The organism is Dyadobacter sp. Leaf189 (assembly GCF_001424405.1).
GTDB lineage: Bacteria > Bacteroidota > Bacteroidia > Cytophagales > Spirosomataceae > Dyadobacter.
Genome location: NZ_LMPS01000001.1, coordinates 421,322 through 444,334, shown reverse-complemented (window position 1 = coordinate 444,334; position 23,013 = coordinate 421,322). Strand labels below are relative to the sequence as shown.

The window sequence follows — 23,013 nt, the reverse complement described above, 5'->3', positions numbered from 1 at the left end:
TATTCGATCCCTACAGCTACCGGATTTTGTGTAAGACAAAAGAAGAGAAAGCAGCGGCGGTGCGCAATGGCAAATTCCTGCTATACGTTACTATTATTTTCGGTGAAAGTATTTGAATATCAAACTAGTTGGAATGCTATTTAAAATTCATTTGAAGCGATCTCAGATCAATACAAAAAAGCCTTTGATCGATATGGAAGTTAATTGTAAAAACATGCAGCATTACGAGGAAATAGCAACCACCATTTTATCCACTGCAACACATCGCGGCGCTGAGAAAAGTACCTGTCCGTCCGAAATTGCACGCATGCTATTTCCTGACAACTGGCGAAATCATATGCAGGATGTACGCGAAGTAGCGACTGATCTGCATAAAAAAGGCAGCGTAGTGATAACGCAAAAGGGAGTACCTGTTGACGTGGAGCATATGAAAGGGCCGGTGCGCATTAAGATATCAAAAATTAACTAATTGCAACATGTACGTTTACTGGCTTTGATGAGCTTTTTTACACAATTGGGAATCGCCCAATCCACCGGGACCTTCACTGACCCGCGTGATGGACAAACGTATAAAACGATCAGCTTTCTCGGTATATTCTGGACGTCGACATCCAGTAAATTGGCAGCGCCTGGGCGTGGAACTTTCATTACGGCGGTCCTCCGAGTAGCAATAAAAAGAATTTAAAGAAAGCATTCCGCTGGGAAGACGCAATTCCCGCCGGACTTTCAGTGCGTCTGGTTCGGGATTAGGTTGAAGGATTACCGGACTCGCCTACACCAAATTGTAAGTGTTCCTTACGAACCTGGTTTTTATCACCACGCTGCCCGCGGCACGATTATGCTACAGATCAAAGAAACTGACATGGAGACGATTGTCCCTGTCGCTTGCTTCCGATTTTCCGGGAGCGGGCTTTCAAAATTCTATTCGCAACAAAATGAGCCAGTTTAAAGTAAAAGTATTGTCTTTCTCACAAATACAGAAGTTGCCGGGATCTTGGGAAAAAACCGATCTGATCAATCTCCTGAATGCTATGGATTACGATAATCCCGCCGAAATCAAGGATTCCGAGCTGAAAGAAATGTGTATGATGTCATTGACGGACTTTGAGCCCGAAGAAGCTGCCAAAATCGTTTTGGATTATACAATTGCTGATCGCCTTACAGACGGCCAGATCCAGAATCTGTCACACGAGATACTGACTGAAAAACTTTGGGAAGAATACCCCGAGCTGCATCTGCATCCCGATCTTTTCCGATCGACCCAATTGCTTTACGAAGCCTTTAACGGCAAGTTCCCGCGTGCCGAGGCGGTCAGGTTCTCCATAGAGATTGAGGGCGATGTAACTATTTTTGACAAAGACCCCGAAGCTCCGATCCTCAGGATCCTGGCAGCAGGAATGTCGGACAGGAGTTTGGTAAAGCGCCTTTTTCCGGATCAATTAGAGGGCGAACGTTTTGAAGAAGCAAAGGATATTCTCTGGCAGTTGAACCTTGTTTCCAGAAGTAAAACCGCTGTTACCTATGACATTGTAAGCTCAGAATATTGGCTCGGCGACATCAAGTACGCGGATAGCTACGAGGCAGAAGCCCACGCTGATGTGGTGGAAGACGAGGATGCCGACTAGTTGAGGTCACCAACACCTCGGCGCTCTAACCGACTGAGTAGACACACTCCTCAGCGGTTAGACCTAATTAATATTAACCGAAACGTATATTAGTTATCGTTCTTGGTTGAAACTTCTGCGAATCTATCCTGATATTAACTAAGCGCTTACGTAGCAAGCAGGGTTCATGCATATAGTAGTTTTTTGCAACTTTATCGCAATATTTACATATGTAACTACCTTAACAGAAGCTCTTTGAAACCCTCCCAAATTGCTGCGCTACTAGCTGGACCGGCTGCGTTTTTTCTTGTTCTATTTTTTGCTGACCTAAACCCCGGGCATCCCGAGGTTACCAGTATGGCCGCGGTGACATTGTGGGTCGCCATTTGGTGGCTTACCGAGGCTACTGACCTGGCAGTGACAGCCTTGCTGCCTTTTATACTGATGCCGACACTGGGCATAGCCGATTCGCAAACGGTGGCGGCGCAATATATGGATCAAACTATTTTTTTGTTCATAGGAGGCGTGCTGCTGGCTTTCGCTATTGAGAGGTGGAACCTTCACCAGCGGATTGCATTGTCCATTTTATCGAAACTCGGCGCCAACCCGGCCACCATGCTTGGGGCCGTGATGGTCGCTACTTTTTTTATTTCCATGTGGGTGTCCAATACGGCTACCGTCATGATGATGCTCTCTGCGGTGCTGGGCATTATCGTTCAGGTGGAAAAACACGATATATCTGTTGCTCAAAAAAATGCGATCGCCAAGGTAATGCTGCTGGGGCTTGCCTATTCGGCCTCCATCGGCGGCATGTCTACATTGGTGGGCACGGCCACTAATCTTGCTTTCTACAAAATATACTTGGATGCTTACAAAGATGCCGGCGACATGAACTTTTTCAGTTGGTTTGTCCTTGCTTTTCCTGTTGCATTAATGCTATTGGCGGCGGCGTTTTTTATCCTTAAGTTCACATTTCTCCGCCATGCAAAAAATGTTGTATTCGACCGCAGTTACTTCGTTGTTTCCCTGCGGCAATTGGGAAAGATGGCTTTTGAAGAAAAGGTCGTATTCGCGGTTTTTGTCATTACCGCATACCTGTGGTTTAGTAGAAGGGATATTGATTTCGGATCTTTTCATTTAAAAGGCTGGGGCCGACTTTTGGGAACACAGGCATCGTTTATTACGGACAGTACGGTGGCGATTGTAATGGCAATTTTGCTGTTTCTTATCCCGTCAAAAAATGAGAAAGGAAAAATGCTGCTGAGCTGGGAAGAAGGGAAGAAACTTCCAATAGGCATTATTCTCTTGCTGGGCAGTGGTTTTGCTTTGGCAAAAGGCTGCGACCAGTCGGGGCTAAGTACCTGGCTGGCGCAGGAACTGCTGTTTTTAAAGGATGCGTCCCCGCTTTTTGTTATCGCTGGCATGTGCGTGATCATTTGTGTCATTAGTGAACTAGCTTCAAATGTGGCATGCATCCAATTGGTACTGCCTATTTTAATAGCCATTCAGAAAGTAACTGGCATGCCCCCGCTGATGTTGATGGTGCCGGCCACGCTGGCAGCGTCGCTAGGGTTTATGCTGCCGGTAGCAACCCCGCCTAATACGATCGTGTTTGGAAGCGGACGGCTCCGTGTGGCTGATATGCGCAATGCAGGGCTATTGCTCAACATCGCAGGCATTGTGATTATCACAGTTGCATCGTTGATTATCCGGGTGTTTGTTTGGGGATAGAGGCCGGGGGGTTATCAATTGCAAATTGCAGGCCTATCATTAACAGTACTTTTTCGTTTCGTCGACAGTTCACAGCCTTCTGTCGACGGTCAGAACAAAATGGCCATTACCCGAATTATCATACCAAAATGGTTCATTAATCACTAGATAATATGGCGGGTAAGACGATCATACGCAGCGACTGGTACGCTGATCAACAGCTCATTATTACACAAATCAGTGGCGACGTAGCAAAGCAGGATGTGTTACATTGGGAACAAACATTATATGCCGCGCTGGATCAGGTGGCTGAGTCGGGCGTTTTCAAGATTTTCGTAAACCTGCATGGTTTTAATGCGGTGGACCTGGATGCGCACAAGTACTTTCGCAGCATTATTCCGCTCACGCTCGCGCGGTACGGCTGGAAAGTCGGTTACGTAGCAATGTTTCCCGAGGAGGCCGAAAAGTTGGTCATCACCAGGAACAGGAATATTCAATGCATCGCAGCGGCACATTGCCATCAGGATGTTACAAAAATGGAGAAATACGAATCGCTGTACAGCAGCGAGTGTGAGCACTTTTTTACCGATTCCGGAGAAGCAGAAGCGTGGATACGAGGGGTAAACGAAAGTATTTGTTGAACCGCAAAAAAGGGCTAATGCGATTATCCAAATCACTGGCATTTGGTATATTTCTCGAATACTATTCTGGATCAGGCATCATTACATTTGACTTTGTGAGAGGATTTGTATAGGCCCGTTTTCCACTTTTTAGCGAAGTTGCGACCGAGTATTTTAAGCGGATTGATGCTTTTTTGGAGTGGAAGCGGATGAAAGTATAGCAAATCTTCAACTTACGAAAGTAGTTAAGGATTATAGCCGAATAATTTCCATCAAATCACCTAACTAAAAATAAAAATCGAAACAATACATAAACCAAATATGAAAACAGATTACATAAAATTTACTTTACTGTTATTAATCTTAGCTTCTTGCTCTAATGGTTTGACGACAACATCTCCTGGAAAAAAAATTGACAATAGACTTGTAGGAGTTTGGACGGGATCAGAGCAAGATCAACAAATTGAAGGAGCTCAAAAAATATGGGAAATGACGAGAAATAGTGATGGCACCTTCTTACTTAATTTTAAAACCATTATTAAAGGCGAATCTGATGAACATACTGAAAAGGGAAACTGGTGGGTAAAAAATGGTAAATTTTACGAATTTCATGATGATTCCGGTGAAACAGATATTTACAAATATGAGGTACTGGATAACAATCGTATAAAGTTTATTTCAAAACAGATCAATGTTGAAATGAATACTGAAAGTTATGAATTCATTGACACAAGAAAATGATTACAGTAGATGTGGGGTCAATTTTTACCAACCCATTTATGATACCCTGGAAAAAAAATACATTGAACGTAGCACCACTACCCAACAGGCAACAGATTTTGGCAGAGACCAAGTAAAACTGGATTCGCTTCACAAGCAGGTAAAGAAGGAAATCAGCGGATTTTTGTAAAACTTGTAAACCGCCGAAACGTAAGAAGCAAAGATCTGCCGAATAATAGTATTGGACTTGTCCAGTCGGCCTCAAAAATGGCCCTAAAAAATCAGTACCTTTAAAACTTGGGAGGGAGACGGGTCTCGAACTTTGCCTTTAATCGGCTCGTAATCAAGGTATTGTCTCCTGTATTTGAGGTAAACTACACGAAAGACTCACTATTTTTTATACATATAGTACAACAGTATATTTGTTATGTATAATTCTTTTAGCGAAAATTGAGGTGTTTAGGGGTGATTTTCGCTGGTTTTTGAGAGCGTTTTCGGGTGGTTTTCAGGTGTTCAAAGGTTGGAAAATGCCTGTGGTTTTTGGCGGTGGTAATTGCGATTTTACTGAGGTAAAAATAAGAACTTTAGAATTCTTTGACAATGGGTTTGCTGTATGTACGATGTGTACTCAATTACAAACTTACTTTCTGATTCCCATTTCAACGTAAGCGTGTCTTTCGCAAAAGGCGAGTCCTTGAAGAGTCGGTTTTGCACAGCCCTGCCATATACACGGTATAGTTGTAAGCCCTCTGGTTTTTACTAATAACTCGATTTGCAAGTCTTGTGAATTATAGTTTGTCCAATCAACCCTAGTAGGAAGTTTGAGGAAAAACTGCTCTTGCAGCTTATCGAATCTGTCTAATCTCCAAAAGCTTTGATCATATTTATACTGATAAAGCTCGTACCAGGGAGCCCCCTCGATATATGTAAAATCGGCATTAATCGTTGCCAAAACGGAGGTCTCGGCATAGTAAATGGATTCTATCAACAGGTTCTCATATTGTTCCATTGTCATGCATCAGCTTTTTCATCAACTACACCAACTTCCTTTCCAAATAGCCACAGAACTTGATTGACCTTATCAAGTCGAAGCGTTTTCTTGCCTTGTTCTAAGTCGCGAACAAATCGTAAACCGACACCTGCTTTAAAAGCAAGTTCTTCCTGTGTAAGTCCAACTGCCTTACGCCTTTCTTTTAAGAATGCTGAAAAAGTAGACATGCTATATACCCGTTATGGTATAAAAATAAGATAGTTCTATCAATTATACCATATCGGGTATAAATTTTCTTGTGTTATCTTTACGATATAGAGTATCCGTTACGCCAATAACAAATCCATTATGTTGACTATTTTCAACATAATTTGGCAACTTGTTTGTAATAGCCAACAGATGAAAACGAAGAAGCACATTATCTTGCCGAAATTTTTGAAGATGTTTGAGCAGTTAGGCGAGAATATAAAACTGGCTCGTAAGCGACGGAAACTTACGACCATTCAAGTATCTGAGCGGGCCGGGATCGACCGTACCACACTGTATCACATTGAAAAAGGCAATCCAAGTGTTTCTATCGGAGCATATTTCAATGTTTTGAGAGTCCTAAATCTGCATGAAGATTTCCTAAAACTGGCAGCAGATGACGAGCTGGGAAGAAAGTTGCAGGATTTGAAGTTGCTTGGTAAGCAAAGTAGTTAGCCGCTCAGCATATCCTCACTAATCTTCACATCCAATATCTTCGCATAGATCATAGTCTGCTTCAAAGACCGATGCCCTAGCATTTTAGAAACCGTCTCAATCGGCACCTTATTACTCAGCGTCACTGTAGTAGCAAACGTATGCCTCGCAATGTGAAAAGTCAGCGTCTTGGAAATGCCACACAGATTAGCAATCTCCTTCAAATAGGCATTCATCTTCTGATTGCTCAGAACGGGCAGCACAATGCCCGCCGCACAGCACTGAGGATGATCCTTATACTTGTCAATAATTTCCAGCGCGGTATCCAGTAGCGGAATACGTGTAGGCGCATCCGTTTTCTGGCGGGTGGTATCGATCCAAGGCTCGCCGTCCATGCCGACAACGATATCCGTCGTCTTCAATTGCTTCACATCAACATAAGCAAGACCGGTGTAGCAGCAGAATAAAAAGATGTCCCGCACTTGACTGATTCGTTCAACTTCAAAGACTTTCTCAGTAAGTCGTTTCAACTCGTCCCTGGACAGCGGATTCTTAACGACCTCCTTCTTAGTCAGCTTGAAGCCTTGAAACGGATCTTTTTTCAACCACTTATTATTGACACAGATTAGCACAACCTTTTTCAGATTGCTCATGTATTTGATCGCAGAATTATGGTTGCAGCCTCGCGCACTGCGAAGCCAGAAATTGAATTCAGTAATAAATTCATAATTCAAATCCCTGATCGCCATATCATCCTTCTTGTACTTCCACTTGATGAAGGAAGCAGTATGCTCCTTGGCGGTCTTATAGCGCTTCAAGGTGAGTGGAGCGAACTCTTGGCCGACCAGTGCTTCCATCTGCTCATTATGGCGCTGGAACACTTCAAGGATAGTGCGAGTCTCATTGCTCTTACCAAGCAGAACATTCTTCAATGCTTCGGCTGTTAATTGGTTGTCATCCTCGATCAGAATCTTCTTCGCTTGAAATACTTTTGAGCTCAGCATGTCCAGATAGGCATTGAGCGTGCGGGTGTCTTCTTTTTGGCCGGTGGCTCTACCCGCATCTGCGTTCCATCTGGTAGGGCTCCAAAGCTGTTTTGTGGACATTTCGACAGACTTGCCGTCCACCGTAATTCTGAGGTAAACATAACGTAAACCCTCCTTTTGGTACTTGGCGTGTTTCAAATAGAAAAACAGGCCGAAAGTTTTTTCCAACATGACGCTAACATTTAAGTGGTTAAATATCGCGTTACCGGCCTTTCCAAACAAGATGTTTACGGCGTAAACAGGTTGTCCATCAGAAACTTACGGGCATTTTCCAGCGTCTTTTTTCGTCAAGCGTTGAACTACACGAATGACGCTGGAAAACATGGGAATTTTTGCATTTTTTGATATAGTCTGAAAAACAAAAATGCCCGCAAATCATTGATTTACAGGCATTTTGCTTGACTTTGAACTTATTTCAAGGGAGGGAGACGGGTCTCGAACCCGCGACCTCTAGAACCACAATCTAGCGCTCTAACCGACTGAGCTACAACCTCCGTTTTTCGAGGAGACAAAAGTAGCAAAAGGTTTACAGCTTGCAAGAGATTTTATCGAAAAATTTACCAGCTGCAAACCCTTTGCCTATATATCAGGCGATTAATTACGCTGAGTAAAGTGCGTCAGCGGCCTTCCAGTCTACAACGTTCCAGTATGCGTCGATGTAGTCAGGACGCTTGTTTTGGTATTTCAGGTAGTATGCGTGTTCCCACACGTCCAGACCAATAATTGGTGTGCCTTTTACTTCGGCAATGTCCATCAATGGGTTATCCTGGTTGGGAGTCGAAGTGATTGCTACGCCGTCGCCTGATTTGATCAACCAAGCCCAGCCTGAACCAAAACGGCCCGTAGCTGCTTTTTTGAACTCGTCTTTGAAAGCGGCAAATGATCCGAATTTTGCATTGATTGCTTCCGCCAATTTACCAGTTGGTTCGCCGCCGCCATTTGGAGAAAGTGATTTCCAGAAAAACGCGTGGTTCCAGTGACCACCGCCATTGTTGCGTACAGGTGCCGGAGCTTTGCTGATATTCGAGATAATTTCTTCTATGCTTTTGCCTTCCAGTTCAGTGCCTGCTACGGCTGCATTCAGGTTCGTAACGTATGCCTGGTGGTGACGGTCGTGGTGAATTTCCATGGTCAACGCATCGAAATGTGGTTCCAATGCATTGTTTGCGTAAGGTAAGGGATCAAGTGTAAAAGCCATTTTCAGTGTAGTTTAATGATTAAATATTAATGTTGCACTAGAAGACTAACAGCATAAAAATGCTTTATGTTCTTAATTGCCTAAAAAATTTGAGTAATAGCTCCTGGGATTCCGATGCGAGAATTCCGCTTGTCAATTGCGTTTTAGGGTGTAAAACAGGTTTTCCCAGCTTCAAAAATCCACGCTTTTCGTCGCTTGCTCCAATTACTACCCGCTTCATCTGAGACCAGTACAGTGCCCCCGCGCACATCACGCAAGGTTCAAGTGTCACATATAAGGTACAATCCGAAAGGTATTTCGATCCGAGGTGGTCTGCTGCGGCCGTAATCGCGATCATTTCTGCGTGTGCGGTCACATCATTGAGGCGCTCTGTCTGGTTATAGCCTTTGCCAATAACGCGCTCTCCCAGCACCACTATTGCGCCCACCGGGATTTCCCCTTCGTCGTAGGCCTTCTCCGCCATTCGCATTGCCTCGGCCATAAAATAGTTGTCGAGTATATCAGCCTGTATATCCATATCGTACAAAAAAATGGGACATCCATTTTTTCAATGAATGTCCCGGTTTTAATTATTTATCCAAAATCAAGGTTTCATCACCCGCTGAACTGTACTGAGGTTTCCGTTTTGAATTCTCAGTAAATACAATCCCGAAGGATAGTTTGCGAAGTTCACCTCTGTGGTTTTTTGCTCGATCTGCTGGATTGCTCTCGACCTTCCATTCAAATCAATAACTTCCACGCGCGCCTGCTTGGGTTTGATGTTACCCGAAACTTCCACGGTCACCGAATACTGGATCAATGTCGGGTACACTTTCACCCAGTTCGAAGGCTGCTGTGGCTCAACTCCCAGGATCGGGTCCACCTGCACCCGCGCCGAACCTGCTCCTGTACCTGTTCCGCAGCTGTTGGTCACCTTCGTAATGTTGTAGGTAACCGTAGCAGTTGGGGCTATTTTAAAGGTAAATGGCGTTGTATTGGCTGTGATCAGTGTATCTTTTGTTCCGGTACTCAGCGTAAAAGTCCACGGCGCGTTGCCGGTGGTTTCCACTTTCAATGTAGCGCTCTCGCCTATTAGGATAGTCTGTGCACCGGATAGTGTCGCAACCGGCAGCGGACTCGCCATGATCGTGATCGCACTTACGCTTCCTTTTACCAAAAATGCGGGGTTTGTGCCCGAACTGATCACCCGTAAAAAGTAGCGTCCGCCTTTTGTTGTATCCGGCAACGTTGCTGTCACTGAATTGCTCGTCGCAACAGAAGGAATTGTGTAGAATTTGCTATCGCCATTTTCCGTCGCGATCTGAACCTTGAATGTATTCTCAGCCGGGAAATCACCGGATTGCTGGAAAGGCACATTGAATGTTTTACCGGCACAAGCCTCCGATACCGAAGGATTACCTGAGCTGATCGTAGGAATCTTTACATTAACAACTGCTTGTCCGATCGGTGTGCCTTTTCCGCATGCATTGGCAACTTCTGTCAACAGGTAAACCGTGGTGGTGCTTGGTTTCACTGGCACCTGGATGTTCGCCTGATCAGTATTGCCCTTGGAACCGTCAGACAAGATGTAGCTCCACGGTCCCTCGCCGGTGAATTTGATATTTACAGTGGCAGTCTCACCCAGGTCAATGGTAGAAGTACCCGTGATCGTTGCAGAAGGCAGTGATTTAATGTGGATCTTGATCTCTTCTTTCGGACTTTCACATTTGTTTTCAACACCTGTTTGGGTTACATAAAATGAGTAATCCTGAACCTTATCTGTAAATGGCGTGAATGGGAAACCCTGCCACTCGCCGTCAACGGTCCGGTACCATTTCAATATTGTTCCTGTTGCATCCAGAATCGGCGCAGTTGCACCCTGGCAGTATTCAAGGTATGTATCAGTAGTTGGCTTTGGTGTTGTGTTTACTTTAACTTCAATTTTCGCCCGATCTCCCAAACAACCTTCCAGCGTTTGTCCCACATAATAGGAAGTGGTACCTCCCTCGGCAGTGGAAGGAACCGGCGCGGTAGTACTAGGATCGCCGCCTGTTGCATTGGTACCAAACCAGCTTAGCGTCGCATTGGCCATTGGAGTAGCTTTCAACGGATCTGCTTTGATAAACTGACAGTATTCGAGTGTTGGAGTAGTTACTGTTGGTACCGCCGGAAGTGGTTTTACGCGTACTTTCTGAGCGACCCGAGTTGTGCTTTCACACTTTTTATCGTTCACTTGAGTAACGTAAAAGGTTGTTTCTCCCGAAGTTTTTAGATTAACAGTAGGTGTACTAGTTGTAGCGGTTCCACCAGTGCTCGCGCTATACCACTTTAATGTATTTCCGTCTAAGGCCTTTGTAGGGAAAGAATAAGTTTTGTCCTCACGTTCCTGACAGATAGCTTCTGATAAAGTCTGTAACGTAGCAGGTCTTGCATTCACTACAACATCAATTTTGACACGTGAACTTTCACACACTAAGGGGCCGTACGTCGTAGATTGTGTAACATAATACGCTGTCGGTGTTGTTGTCGGTGCAGTTGTCACTGGCTTTGGCGCGGTGGTAGTCCCAGTTCCGCCAGTAGCCGCAGTATACCACTTGAAAGTCGAACCAGATGGAGTGAGAGCCGTTGATGTCTCACCCACGCAATATTCCACCGGAGTAACGACAGTTGGCTTCGCAGCTTCTCTTACATTAACAACAATCTCAACACGTGCACTTTCGCAATTTGTTGTTTGATTGACTTGGCTGACAAAATAGGAATAGGACTTCGCTTCACTATTAGAAGGTATCGGTGCATCAGGTGCGCCAACACCACCTGTTGCTGAGGTGTACCACAGCAGTGAATGGTTAGCCAGCGCAGTCGCTTTTAACGCGGTCGCATTCGTTGGAGCTTGGCAAATGGATAGTGGTGATATAACCGCAGGTCCTACGAAAGTTTTACAATTTACAGTTACAACAATTGCTGCTCTCTCGCTCTCGCAACCTTTCGCGTTAGTTTGTGACACAAAATAGCTTGTCTTCCCAGGGCTAGTAGTCGCTGGTTTGGGAGCCGTTGGCAATGCAGTTCCACCCGTAGCAGCCGAGTACCATTTCAAGTTTGTACCAACAGCTGTAAGTACCGGCGCATTATCTCCTACTTCGTAGGTCTTATTAGTAACCCCGGGAGCAGCAGGAGGCGTGCAATTTGTTACCGTCACAACAATTTGAGCCCTTTCGCTTTCACAACCGCTTGCATTGGTTTGTGAAACATAATAGCTCGTTGTGCCTGGTACTTCGTAGGTCTTATTAGTAACCCCGGGAGCAGCAGGAGGCGTGCAATTTGTTACCGTCACAACAATTTGAGCCCTTTCGCTTTCACAACCGCTTGCATTAGTTTGTGAAACATAATAGCTCGTTGTGCCGGGTGTGGTAGTTGAAGGTTTTGGAGCTGACGGCAATGCACTTCCGCCAGTAGCAGCAGAGTACCATTTCAAATTTGTACCAACGGCTGTAAGTACCGGCGCATTATCTCCCACTTCGTAGGTCTTATTAGTAACCCCGGGAGCAGCAGGAGGCGTGCAATTTGTTACCGTCACAACAATTTTTCCACCCGTAGCAGCCGAGTACCATTTCAAATTTGTACCAACGGCTGTAAGTACCGGCGCATTATCTCCCACTTCGTAGGTCTTATTAGTAACCCCGGGAGCAGCAGGAGGCGTGCAATTTGTTACAGTCACAACAATTTCAGCCCTTTCACTTTCACAACCGCTTGCATTGGTTTGTGAAACATAATAGCTCGTTGTGCCTGGYGTRGTAGTTGMWGGTTTSGGAGCYGATGGTAATGCAGTTCCACCCGTAGCAGCCGAGTACCATTTCAAATTTGTACCAACCGCCGTAAGTACCGGAGCATTGTCACCCACTTCGTAAGTCTTATTAGAAACCCCGGGAGCCGCAGGCGGTGTACAAGCTGAAACAGTTACAACGATTTCAGCTCTGTCACTTTCGCATCCGTCAACTGTGCGGGAAACATAAAACTTCTGTGTTCCGGCAGCAGTAGTAGTGGGAGTTGGCGCAGTGGCCTCTCCTGTTCCGCCGGTTGCGTTTGTATACCAAAGTAATCCGGATGCGGGTGTTGCAGTAAGTGCGTCTGCTTTGTCGCCAACTGTATAACTTACATTGGCAACATTCGGCTTTGCAGGCGGTGTACAGGCTGTTACATTCACAACAATTTCAGCACGCGGACTTTCACAGCCGCCGGCTGTCTGGCTTACGAAAAAGCTTTGTGCTCCTGCCGCATCCGTATTAGGCACCGGGGCCATAGCTGCGCCGGTGCCTCCGGTAGCTGCTGCATACCACAGCAGGCCCGTACCAGTTGCTTCCAATGCAGTCGCTTTTTTACCCTGCGTTAATGCCACCGGAGATGTTACAGCAGGTGCAGCAGGAATTGCATTGATTTTCAATGCAGCACTTTCGGTACCCTCGGTAACCGGAACAAGCGCCAGAATGGAGACTACCCTGATCTTGTAAGCTGCACCCGGCTTTGCGTCAGCCTTTATCGTTGCAGTGATCGGACTGGCTGTTGCAGAACCAATCGTTTCAGGACTCGCACCGAACGCACCTGTTTCGTCAGAAAGCTGCGCAACGTAGCTTGTGAGGGGTAATGCAGTACCTGTAATTGTGAATGGAACGGAGACTTCCCCACCTGCGCAAACAGTGGTCGGGCTTAGTACTCCTGTTGTGATTGTGGTTTGTCCAAAAGCTGTTGCCGCGTAGAAAAATGTGGCTAAAAACGTGAATAGGGCACTTTGAAGGGTAAATGGTTTTTTCATGTATCAATCTGAATATCTTTCCGCTAACCTTTTTTAATTGGTAAAGTTAGAGATATTTTTCAAATACACTTCCACCACTTTAAGGAAGCTGACTTTTCCTTTCCAGCAACGAACGGTATACCACATCCTGGATTTTCCGGCGGGTCCGATGCGTCGTTATTCCCGTATTTTCAGGATCAGGATTGACTCTGTTTGACAAAAAAACGAACAGCAGATCCTCTTCCGGATCCACCCAAACCATTGTTCCCGTAAAGCCGGTGTGGCCAAATGAATTGACAGATGCGAGGGGCGAAACATAGGAACTGTTCCCATCAAGCGGGGCTTTATCCCAGCCCAATCCGCGGTGATAGGATTCATCATAAACCCTTGAAAAAAGCGGGACTGTTGCCTGTTCGAAATACCGCTTGCCTGCGTAGCTGCCTTTCCAGAGGTTCATTTGAAACAAAACCGCCAGGTCACGCGCGGTACCAAACAAGCCAGCGTGCCCAGCCACCCCGCCCATGATCGCCGCCATTTGATCGTGAACTGTCCCTTGCAATAACTGCCCGCGGAACCGATAATCCTGTTCTGTCGGCGCAATCTGCTTTTCCGAGAAGCGACGAAGTGGATTGAAGCCAAGGTAACCCAGTCCCAGCGGCTCGTAAATATTGGCCGCCACGAATATATCCAGCGGCTGGCCGGTAACGCGCTCCACGATTTTCTGAAGTGTCAGAAAACCCAGGTCGCTATACAGATAACCGTAGCTGCCCGAGCGCTCGCGGCGGTTGTTCATCGGAGATTCGATCACCCATTTCCAAACCGAATCGCGTAATGCAGGTTTTGCAAACAATTTAGGCGCTACCTGCAGATAATAGGCGGTATCTGCTTTGGAACTATAATACTCCGGCAGCAAGCCTCCCCCATTGGTTTTGGTACGGTCCCAAAGCGGCGGATAAAAGGATACGAGACCAGAGCGGTGCAGCAACAGCTCCCTGATCGTGAAATTTTGCTTGTTGGTACCCACCAGTTCAGGCAGGTAAGCCGAAGCTTTTTCATCCAGATTGATCTGCTTGCGGTCATAAAGCAGCATAATAGCCTGCAATGTGGCCGACACCTTAGTCAATGAAGCCAGATCATAAATGGTCTCGGACGTCACTCTCTCGCCGGCCCGGTAATTCAGCCCGCCAAACTGTTTGTCATAAACGATCTTGCCTTTTCTCGCCACCAGCACTTCGCAGCCGGGAAAAATGTGGTCATTCAATGCAGCAGTAGCGATTTCATCGATTCTTTTTAAAGAAGCCGCGTCCATTCCCACACTCTCCGGCGTACCAAATGCAATGCGGTTAATGGCCGTGGTAAAAACACCCGTACCCGCTTTGTAGGCAAGTACTGAAACTGGCAGCGTGCCTTTTGAGCTCAATGCACCGAAAATGATCTGCGGAACGATCTCCTGCTGGTCTTTTCCATCCTGATTGGCACAAACCAATGCATCCGTTTCCGGGAAGAAGTCTATACTGTAAGGTGTACCAAAAATGCAGAGGATTACCTTCTTGTTTTGCTGTTTCAGCTGACTAACAAAGTCGGTCATGCTTTTGGTGACGCCGTAATTTTTTGCCGGATTGGAGGAAATGCCGTGAATGTCGACCACCACCGTATGATAAGGATTGAGGTAATTCAGCATTTCACTGATCTGCTCCTGCGAAGCCTGACTATCGTAGAAAGAATAAGAGCGCATCGGCTTGTAAGTTGAGAGCATTTTCTGAAATGCCACGCTGCTGCCTTCTCCAATACTTACCGACGCGATCCCGTTATCCAGCACAGATCCGATCGGAAGAATATGATTATCGTTTTTAACAACCGTAACAGCCGCTTCGCTCAATGCGCGGTAAAGCTCTTTGCTGCTTTCCTTGTTGAGATCGGCGTACAGATTATTAATGTCAACCGGTGTATAATTGCTTAATCCTGCCCAATACTTGGCCTGTAATACGCGCTTAACCTTATCGTCGATGATCTTCTCGCTGATTACTTTCTGGTTAATCGCATCTTTGATCCTCGTGATCGTTTCCGCGATGTTTTCAGGGTAAAGAAGAATATCGTTTCCTGCGACAAGTGCTTTCAGGTTTACGTCCGCTGCTTTGCCGTTTTTCAGAACACCTTTCATGTTCATTGCATCGGTAAAAACCAGCCCGCGGAAACCCAGGTCTTTTCTCAACAACCCTGTAATCACCTTTTCAGAAAGTGAACTCGCCTGGTTTGAGTTGTTATCAAGCGCAGGAATATTCAAATGTCCGCTCAGCACACCCATTAAACTGTCCGCGATCATGGCGCGGTAAGGATAAATATCCGTCTCCTGCAATTGTTCGGCAGAGTGGTTGAGTACAGGCAATGTAAAATGCGAATCTGCATCTGTATCGCCGTGGCCAGGGAAATGCTTGGCTGTTGCGATGACCTGGTTGTGCTGCAAACCTTTCATGTAGGCAATCGCCTTGCGGGTTACATTCTCCCTGTCCTCGCCAAAAGAGCGGATACCGATCACCGGGTTGGCGGGATTGTTGTTAATGTCGGATACAGGCGCAAAATTGATATGGATACCCATTCTGCGGCATTGCTTGGCAATGTCGCGGCCCATTAAATAGATCAGCTCATCGTTCTGGATCGAGCCGAGTACCATTTGTTTAGGGAAAGAAATTGTGCTGTCCAGGCGCATTCCCAGGCCCCATTCTCCATCAATACCAATGAACAATGGAATTTTTGAATGTGACTGGTACCTGTTGGTCAGAGAAGCCTGCGCAACGGGTCCGCCCTGGAAGAATATCAATCCGCCGAGGTGGTACTCGTCTATCAGCTTGTCAATATATTTATAATGAGATTCGTCGCGGTTGGAGAATGTAGCAACCATCAGCAGCTGTCCGATCTTTTCTTCGGTGCTCATCGAGCGCAGCGTACTGTCTACCCATTCGTTTTCGGGCAGGACCAAAACAGGATCGGCTCTCCTTTTCGGCGCTTTGGCAGCAGTTTTTTCAAGCTTTTCGGGAGCAGCGACAGCATTGGTTTTCCGGGCACCCATGAATTTCCATGCAACGGAAACCATTGTGCTTAGAAAAACGAGAATGACAATGCTTATTACAACACGAAACCGGTCTAAAAACCATTTCTTCATACCTGAAATCACTGACTTTAAAGAGGGAATGTTAGGTTATCTGACTTCAAAAACGACATTGTAGTTTTTCGATAGTTACAATAATAACAATTTTAGATCTCAATAAATGCAACAAACATCGCGTTTTAATGCAATTCTAATAATTGCTTTCCCGATTATCGTTAAAGCAACTATCTAGTGATTTCCAGTGGTTTGTGTAAGGTTCCGGAACGTTTCTTCCAGCGAGCTCCCGCTTTGCCGCAACGCTTCCAACGAGCTGTCATTGACAACCTTACCCTTATTGATGATGATCACGCGGTCGCAAAGCGCCTCTACTTCCTGCATGATATGGGTTGAAAAAAGTACTGTTTTGTCCTGCCCCGCCGTTCTGATCACCTCCCTGATCTCCTGTAACTGATTAGGGTCAAGACCCGTGGTAGGTTCGTCGAGGATAAGTACCTGGGGATCGTGCAAAAAGGATTGTGCAAGCCCCACGCGCTGGCGGTAACCTTTGGATAGCTGCCCGATCTTCTTGCGTTTTTCTGCTTCCAGTCCGCACATCGCTACCACTTCTTCCACCCGCGCATTCAATGCGGCTCCGTGCATTCCGTAAAGCTTCCCCGAAAAAAGCAGCAGTTCGGTCACATACATATCCAGGTACAGCGGGTTATGCTCAGGCAGGTAACCGATTGATCGGCGCGCGGGCATGGGCTGGCTCACCACATCATAATCCGAAACCTTCGCAATCCCGTCGGAAGGTTTCAGGTATCCTGTCAATATCTTCATAGTAGTAGACTTCCCTGCCCCGTTAGGACCAAGAAAACCCACGATCTCCCCCTTTTTCAAAGAGAAGGAAATCCCATCAACAGCCCGCTGGCTCCCGTACACTTTGCTGAGATTCGTTACCTGGATTGACATTTTTTTTCAATTTTGAATGAGTGAATAGTCTGCTCAGGGTGACAAAGCCATTTCCTACACCTTTCCTCCTTCCTCCCTTTCATCCTTCCTCCCTTTCCCTATACTTTCAAAAACAACTTATTCCTGAACAATAAATACATAAATGCCCATTGAACTGCAATGAAGGCGATAATCTCTCCTACTGCTTCAACCGGTTCGGAGAAGTAGCTAAGGATACCGCCGAACAGCGCTTCTGCTGTGTAGCCGAATGAGATAAACCTGCCTACCATGTAGATCACAATCGAATTCATGCCGATTACGACAAAAAACAAAGTCCAGCGGCGATAGTTCAGTACATCTACAATCCAGTAAAACAATGCGAGCAGCAACACGCTGAAACCGCCGGCGCAAAGCACGAACGAGCTTGTCCACAAATTCTTGTTAATGGGGAAAAAGTAATCCCAGACCACACAAATAAGCAAACTGATAATTCCTGCGAAAACAAGATAGCTAACTTTGGTGTTCTTGCTCATCGTTTCTTCACTTGTTCTTAGCAGCTCGCCCGCGAAAATACCCATTAAACCCGTTGCAATGGCAGGAATAGTCGAAACAAGTCCCTCCGGATCATGAATCGTCAGGTGCAGCCTGCCCGGGATCAGCATTCTGTCGAAGTAGCTGGCCGGGTTGCATTCCATTGTCATCAATCCTGCACCACAGGCAGGTACCGGGTAAAACATCATGAAAAGATAGTAGCCGATCAGCAAGCTTGCAAACCAGATCCACCTTGCTTTTTTATCTGTATATAAATAAATGATCTGGGCGAACATACCGGCCAAACCAATGCGCGCAAGCACGCTCGGGTACCGCATATTTTCCCATTCGGTCTGAAAAATGCCATTGTTATAAATGATTCCGAGTAAAACCAGCAATAGTCCCCGCTGCACTACTTTGCGCAGGAGCTCTTTTGCAGGTACCCCTTTTTCGAGCCTGCTGCCCAGTGAAAACGGTGTCGATACTCCAGCCATAAAAAGGAAGGTCGGGAAGATCAGATCGTACGCGCGGAACCCGTTCCAATCGGGGTGTGTAAACTGATGCGCCAGGAAAACAGCCCATGACCAGCCTGTTACTTTCGCCAGTACATGAAAAATCTCTTCGCCGCCTGATATCCAGAACATGTCAAAACCGCGCAATGTGTCCAGGGACAAAAGTCTTTGCGGAGGAGTACTCTCTTTCATTTTAATTAAAGAAGAAGGAAATAAAATTTGGTCAAAGAGGTGAACTTTGAAATAAAACTAATAATGTTTACTGTAAAGATGTTAAATAATACCACCTATACTCTGTTACAAAACATATTTATTTCGATCGGATTGGGAAATTCCTGCCATAACCAGCCTGCGAGCTGAACGATACCTGCGCCTTAACACATCAAAAATCGAATTTTTATATTTCCCGAATGCATGCTGTCGTTATTAGCTGCAACATTCTAATCCGTTATTTGCTCATGAAAAAAGTCTTTTTGCTTTGTCTTATTGCATTGTCAGTTTGGTCGGCGGGCTACGTTACTCCTTTACACGCACAAGTTTTTGGTAAAAAAGAAAGCATACGTACCGGCGACGAAGTAACAAATAGCAAGCTCAACAACAAGCGGCTCGAAAAGAACCTGGACCGCTTTGCAAGCGAGCTTGAACTAAGTAAGAGGCAACAAAAGCAGTTGAAGAAAATTGACCGCAGATACGCCCGAATGGAAAGAAAGCTGTCGAGACGCGATGACACAAAACGCCGAGACAAGAAAATGCTGGCGCAGGAAAAACGAAATGAGATGATTGAAGTACTCACACCGGAGCAACAGCAGCGACTCGAAGCATTATCAAAGAAAGGCAGGTTCAGCCTGGATCAGCTGTTTGGCAAATAACCTTTCAACCCGGAATTATACTATTACCGGGTAACTGTTTCGAGCCAGGCTTCAATGGTCGGTCCGGTCATATCAAACACGATCCCGGGCAGAATCCCGATCAGGATCGTCATTACCACCAGCGGCAGCAGCAAGCCTTTTTCCCTTGCTGTAAGATCGGTCAGAACGGAATTGTTTCCGTTCTGATACCAGAACGAGCCGAAGAACATGCGCTGGTAAGTCCACAAAAAGTAGCCTGCTGCCAGTACAATCCCCAAGGTCGATAGTGCCGGAATCCAGGCAGGCAGCAGGTCGGACTGGAATGCGCCCATCAATGTAAATAGCTCCCCTACAAAACCCGAAAAGCCAGGCAAGCCGAGCGACGCGAAGAATGCGATGCCGGTGATAATTGTATAATGCGGCATAACGCCGATCAGCCCGCGGTAATTGTCAATCTTACGGTCGTGCGTACGGTCATAAACCACGCCGGCCAGTAAAAAGAGCATTGCCGAAAGTACACCGTGACTTACCATCTGGTAAATGGCGCCATTGATTCCCTCGGCTGTAAATGCAGCAATGCCGAGCAGCACAAACCCCATGTGCGAGACCGAAGAATAAGCGATCATCTTTTTCAGGTCCGTTTGACCCAATGCATTAAAGCCGCCATAAACGATCGAGATCATGCCCAGGATACCAAGCGGAATGGCGCTGTACTGTGCTTCCAATGGAAAAAACCCATCGACGATCCTGATAAACCCGTATCCCCCTATTTTCAGCAGGATTCCAGCAAGTACTACCGAAATGGGCGTGGGCGCTTCTACGTGCGCGTCGGGCAGCCAGGTATGAACAGGTACTACCGGCAGCTTGACAGCGAAACCGATGAAGAGGAACCAGAATGCGAGCAAGCGGAGTGGAATGTCGCCGATGTAATATTGGGAAGCCAGATGCAGCAGCGAACCGGGCAGGTAATTGCCGGGATCGCCCAGAAACTGGAAGCGGAATGTATGTACGATTTGCTCAGGCGCAATTTTTCCGTCGATCAGCCACTGCTGGATCTGGGGAATCAGGTCAGGATGAATTACATCATCGGCTCCCATTATGCCGACCATCCGTGCAGTTTCCAGCGGATCGATGACGGACAGATAGAGCCCGATCATCACGATCAGGATCAGCAGAGAACCGAAGAATGTGTAAATGAAGAATTTAAGCGCAGCATATTCCCGCCGCGGGCCGCCCCATAATCCGATCAGGAAGTACATCGGCAGCAGCATGAATTCAAAAAACAGGTAAAAGAGAAAGAAATCCTGCGCCAGGAAGCAGCCTATCACACTGCCTGACAACAACAGGTAAAGTGCGAAGTAAGCGCGTGTTTTTTGTGCAATATTCCAGGAACTGATCACTCCAACCAGCAGAACGATCACTGCCAGCAAAACCAATGGAAAGCTGATCCCGTCAACCGCAAGCGCATAATCAATGGACACGATCCCAAGGGAACCGATAGGCAGCGTGATCCAGTCTTTTGTCTCGGAAAGTTGAAACCCGGGATTCTGATTGTCAAAACTGATGTACAGGACTACGGCAACGACCACTTCCAGCAGCAGCGCGACCAATGCGATGATTCGGAAATGGCTGGTATTCTGCGTTGGCCACACAGCCACAGCAGCGGCGCCCAGGAGCGGAATTGCAATGAGTAAGGAAAGTATATGGTCAATCATCAAAATTGAGTTAAAGCTCCGCCGGCGCTATCAAGCCAGTACGAGCCACAATATCAGAAAAAATAAGCCTGCCACAGTCACGAGGTAATACGATTGGATCCTGCCGTTTTGCAGACTCCGGGCCGCATTCCCGGCTGAGCGGATCGAAAACACAGTGAGGTTAACCCCGCCATCTACCACATTCCTGTCAATCCAGCTGATCACGTGCGCAGCTACTACACTACCTTTTGCTATCCAATCAACAACCGAGTCGATAATGTTCTTTTCAAACCTTTTGAATGTATTGGTAACAAACTCAAAGGGTATAATAAAGTAGCGCTCCTGCGAGTAGTCCCGGAGCCAGTTGAATGCGAATTTTTTTTCGGTTTCCGTTTCCCACCTATTTGATTCCAAACGGAATGGATTGGCGGCTTTTGTTTCGCGGTAAGCCAGGAAAATGAACAGGAAAGTAGTGGCGCTGGCCACAAACGGAACCCAGCTTAAATGCGCTGAATGCTCCGGTTGAAGGAAATGCAGGAACCAACCGTTTGCATCGAAAGGATTCCAAGAAAACCAGATAAACAAGGATAGTACCGACAGCAATAGCATCGGCGGCCACATCAAAGCAGGAGATTCGTGCGGGTGGACAGCCGCTGATGCTGTATATCTTTTCTCACCAAAAAACACCAGCCAAACCTGACGGGTCATGTAATAGGCAGTGAGCCCGGCCGAGAAAATGACGATCAACGGGAATATATATCCAACCGGACCAGCCAGTTTGGCCCAGAGAAATCCTTCGGTAATAATCGCATCTTTTGATAAAAACCCGGAGAAAAAAGGCAATCCTGCCAGCGCCGCCGCACAAACAGAAAAGCATATGAATGTGATCGGCAGGCTTCTTCTCAAACCACCCATAGTCCGCATATTTTGCGCGTCAAATACGGTATCTGTTTCTGAGGGAGTGACTGCGTGGATAACGGATCCGGCAGAGAGAAACAATCCGGCTTTAAAGAATGCGTGTGTGGCAAGGTGGAACATCGCAGTTTGCCAGCTACCAAAACCGATCGCCACGACCATCAGGCCCAGCTGCGACATGGTACTGTAAGCCAGCACCCGCTTGATATCCCATTCATTGAGCGCCTTCACTGCGCCGATCAGCATGGTGATCGTTCCGATGATCAGAATAACCACTTCTGCTTTAAAAGTGAGCATGAAAGAAATTCTCGCCATCAGGAAAATCCCCGCTGCAACCATGGTAGCTGCGTGAATCAATGCAGAAACGGGAGTGGGCCCTTCCATGGCGTCGGGCAGCCAGCCCGAGAGCGGGAATTGCGCCGATTTACCAACACAACCGCCAAAAAGACAAAGTCCGATTACGGTCAGCAGCCCAGGCGAAAGGTCGGCAATGGCGGTGGGAAGTACCTCAAAGTCGGTAGAACCAGTATAGTAGAATAGCATTAAAATACCCGTCAAAAAGGCTGCATCTCCTATTCTGTTCAGTACAAATGCCTTTTGCGCTGCCCACACCGGCCGCTTTTTAAAATACCAGAAACCAATCAGCAGATAGGAAGACAAGCCTACGAGCTCCCAGAAAATATACATCACCAGCAAGCTCCCGCCCAGCACAATCCCTACCATTGAAAAAAGGAAAAGTTGCAGGAAAGCGTAATACCTGTGCAGGTTACGGTCACCGTGCATGTAGGAAATGGAATACAGCTGAACCAGCAGTGCGACAAAATGCACAATGGCGAGCATGATGCAGGTAAGGAAGTCGAAGCGGAATGCGAGTTCAATGGAGGTATTTCCAATCACCAGCCAGTTGAACCTGACAATGTGAACTGCATCGGGATCAGCATAATAGAAGCTGATTATCAAGCCAGTCAATGTAGCTGCGGCACCAAGGTAGCCAGCCGCGTTATTCAGCTTTTTACCGCCCAGCCAAAGCGAAAGAAACCCCAGAAAAGGTACTCCCAGCAGCAGGTAAGCCGGCAAAAAATACGCAGAATCGGGCATAAGGCTGGGAACTGGTTGATTTCGGCAAATATCCTGAATTCGTG

17 protein-coding genes and 1 tRNA gene are annotated in these 23,013 nt (G+C 46.6%); 7 read left to right on the top strand and 11 right to left on the bottom strand.

All coding sequences use genetic code 11. The features are described from left to right. The first annotated feature begins 133 nt into the window (after positions 1–133). The 5 genes from ASG33_RS01990 (at position 134) to ASG33_RS25690 (ending at position 4,675) form a co-directional block, all read left to right on the top strand. Complete coding sequence (locus ASG33_RS01990; RefSeq protein ID WP_229238536.1) at positions 134–469, top strand: DUF3253 domain-containing protein; 336 nt, start codon at positions 134–136, stop codon at positions 467–469. Positions 470–935: 466 nt separating this feature from the next. Beyond that, entirely contained in the window at positions 936–1,625 is a 690-nt protein-coding gene (locus ASG33_RS01985) for a hypothetical protein (RefSeq protein ID WP_157474525.1), read from the top strand. Positions 1,626–1,859: 234 nt separating this feature from the next. Beyond that, positions 1,860–3,335, top strand: a complete 1,476-nt coding sequence (locus ASG33_RS01980; protein ID WP_162242720.1) for a DASS family sodium-coupled anion symporter — start codon at positions 1,860–1,862, stop codon at positions 3,333–3,335. Between the two features lie 152 nt (positions 3,336–3,487). Continuing rightward, on the top strand, positions 3,488–3,955 hold the full coding sequence (locus ASG33_RS01975; RefSeq protein WP_056279748.1) for a hypothetical protein: 468 nt from the start codon (positions 3,488–3,490) through the stop codon (positions 3,953–3,955). Positions 3,956–4,255: 300 nt separating this feature from the next. Next, on the top strand, positions 4,256–4,675 hold the full coding sequence (locus tag ASG33_RS25690; protein ID WP_157474522.1) for a lipocalin family protein: 420 nt from the start codon (positions 4,256–4,258) through the stop codon (positions 4,673–4,675). 990 nt (positions 4,676–5,665) lie between these two features. On the opposite strand, the gene ASG33_RS01955 is transcribed toward ASG33_RS25690, so the two are convergent. After that, on the bottom strand, positions 5,666–5,872 hold the full coding sequence (locus ASG33_RS01955) for a helix-turn-helix transcriptional regulator (RefSeq protein ID WP_056279739.1): 207 nt from the start codon (positions 5,870–5,872) through the stop codon (positions 5,666–5,668). Between the two features lie 172 nt (positions 5,873–6,044). On the opposite strand from ASG33_RS01955, the gene ASG33_RS01950 reads away from it, so the two are divergent. Continuing rightward, positions 6,045–6,347: a helix-turn-helix domain-containing protein gene (locus ASG33_RS01950; protein WP_056279737.1), complete on the top strand. Its 303-nt coding sequence runs from the start codon at positions 6,045–6,047 to the stop codon at positions 6,345–6,347. Here the strand turns inward: ASG33_RS01950 and ASG33_RS01945 are convergent. From ASG33_RS01945 to ASG33_RS01910, 8 genes are all read right to left on the bottom strand, one after another. Beyond that, complete coding sequence (locus ASG33_RS01945; protein WP_056279735.1) at positions 6,344–7,543, bottom strand: site-specific integrase; 1,200 nt, start codon at positions 7,541–7,543, stop codon at positions 6,344–6,346. The genes ASG33_RS01950 and ASG33_RS01945 overlap by 4 nt on opposite strands. Before the next feature lie 248 nt (positions 7,544–7,791). After that, positions 7,792–7,867, bottom strand: a tRNA-His gene (locus ASG33_RS01940). A gap of 103 nt (positions 7,868–7,970) precedes the next feature. Continuing rightward, entirely contained in the window at positions 7,971–8,570 is a 600-nt protein-coding gene (locus ASG33_RS01935) for a superoxide dismutase (RefSeq protein ID WP_056279734.1), read from the bottom strand. Positions 8,571–8,634: 64 nt separating this feature from the next. Continuing rightward, the gene (locus ASG33_RS01930; RefSeq protein WP_200942714.1) at positions 8,635–9,087 is read right to left on the bottom strand and encodes a nucleoside deaminase; all 453 of its coding nucleotides are present in this window, start codon (positions 9,085–9,087) and stop codon (positions 8,635–8,637) included. 66 nt (positions 9,088–9,153) lie between these two features. Beyond that, positions 9,154–13,356: a T9SS type A sorting domain-containing protein gene (locus tag ASG33_RS01925; RefSeq protein WP_056279732.1), complete on the bottom strand. Its 4,203-nt coding sequence runs from the start codon at positions 13,354–13,356 to the stop codon at positions 9,154–9,156. Positions 13,357–13,435: 79 nt separating this feature from the next. Further along, complete coding sequence (locus ASG33_RS01920; RefSeq protein ID WP_056279730.1) at positions 13,436–16,495, bottom strand: glycoside hydrolase family 3 N-terminal domain-containing protein; 3,060 nt, start codon at positions 16,493–16,495, stop codon at positions 13,436–13,438. A 174-nt stretch (positions 16,496–16,669) separates the two neighbouring features. After that, positions 16,670–17,392, bottom strand: coding sequence for an ATP-binding cassette domain-containing protein (locus ASG33_RS01915; protein WP_056279728.1), 723 nt, complete (start codon positions 17,390–17,392; stop codon positions 16,670–16,672). 98 nt (positions 17,393–17,490) lie between these two features. Beyond that, complete coding sequence (locus ASG33_RS01910) at positions 17,491–18,606, bottom strand: acyltransferase family protein (RefSeq protein WP_056279726.1); 1,116 nt, start codon at positions 18,604–18,606, stop codon at positions 17,491–17,493. Between the two features lie 266 nt (positions 18,607–18,872). Here ASG33_RS01910 and ASG33_RS01905 point away from each other — a divergent pair, with 266 nt between their 5' ends. Continuing rightward, positions 18,873–19,283: a hypothetical protein gene (locus ASG33_RS01905; protein ID WP_229238535.1), complete on the top strand. Its 411-nt coding sequence runs from the start codon at positions 18,873–18,875 to the stop codon at positions 19,281–19,283. Positions 19,284–19,306: 23 nt separating this feature from the next. On the opposite strand, the gene ASG33_RS01900 is transcribed toward ASG33_RS01905, so the two are convergent. Both ASG33_RS01900 and nuoL read right to left on the bottom strand, forming a co-directional pair. Beyond that, positions 19,307–20,977, bottom strand: a complete 1,671-nt coding sequence (locus ASG33_RS01900; RefSeq protein WP_056279725.1) for a NuoM family protein — start codon at positions 20,975–20,977, stop codon at positions 19,307–19,309. A gap of 30 nt (positions 20,978–21,007) precedes the next feature. Further along, complete coding sequence (gene nuoL / locus ASG33_RS01895) at positions 21,008–22,969, bottom strand: NADH-quinone oxidoreductase subunit L (protein ID WP_056279723.1); 1,962 nt, start codon at positions 22,967–22,969, stop codon at positions 21,008–21,010. Between the last annotated feature and the right edge of the window lie 44 nt (positions 22,970–23,013).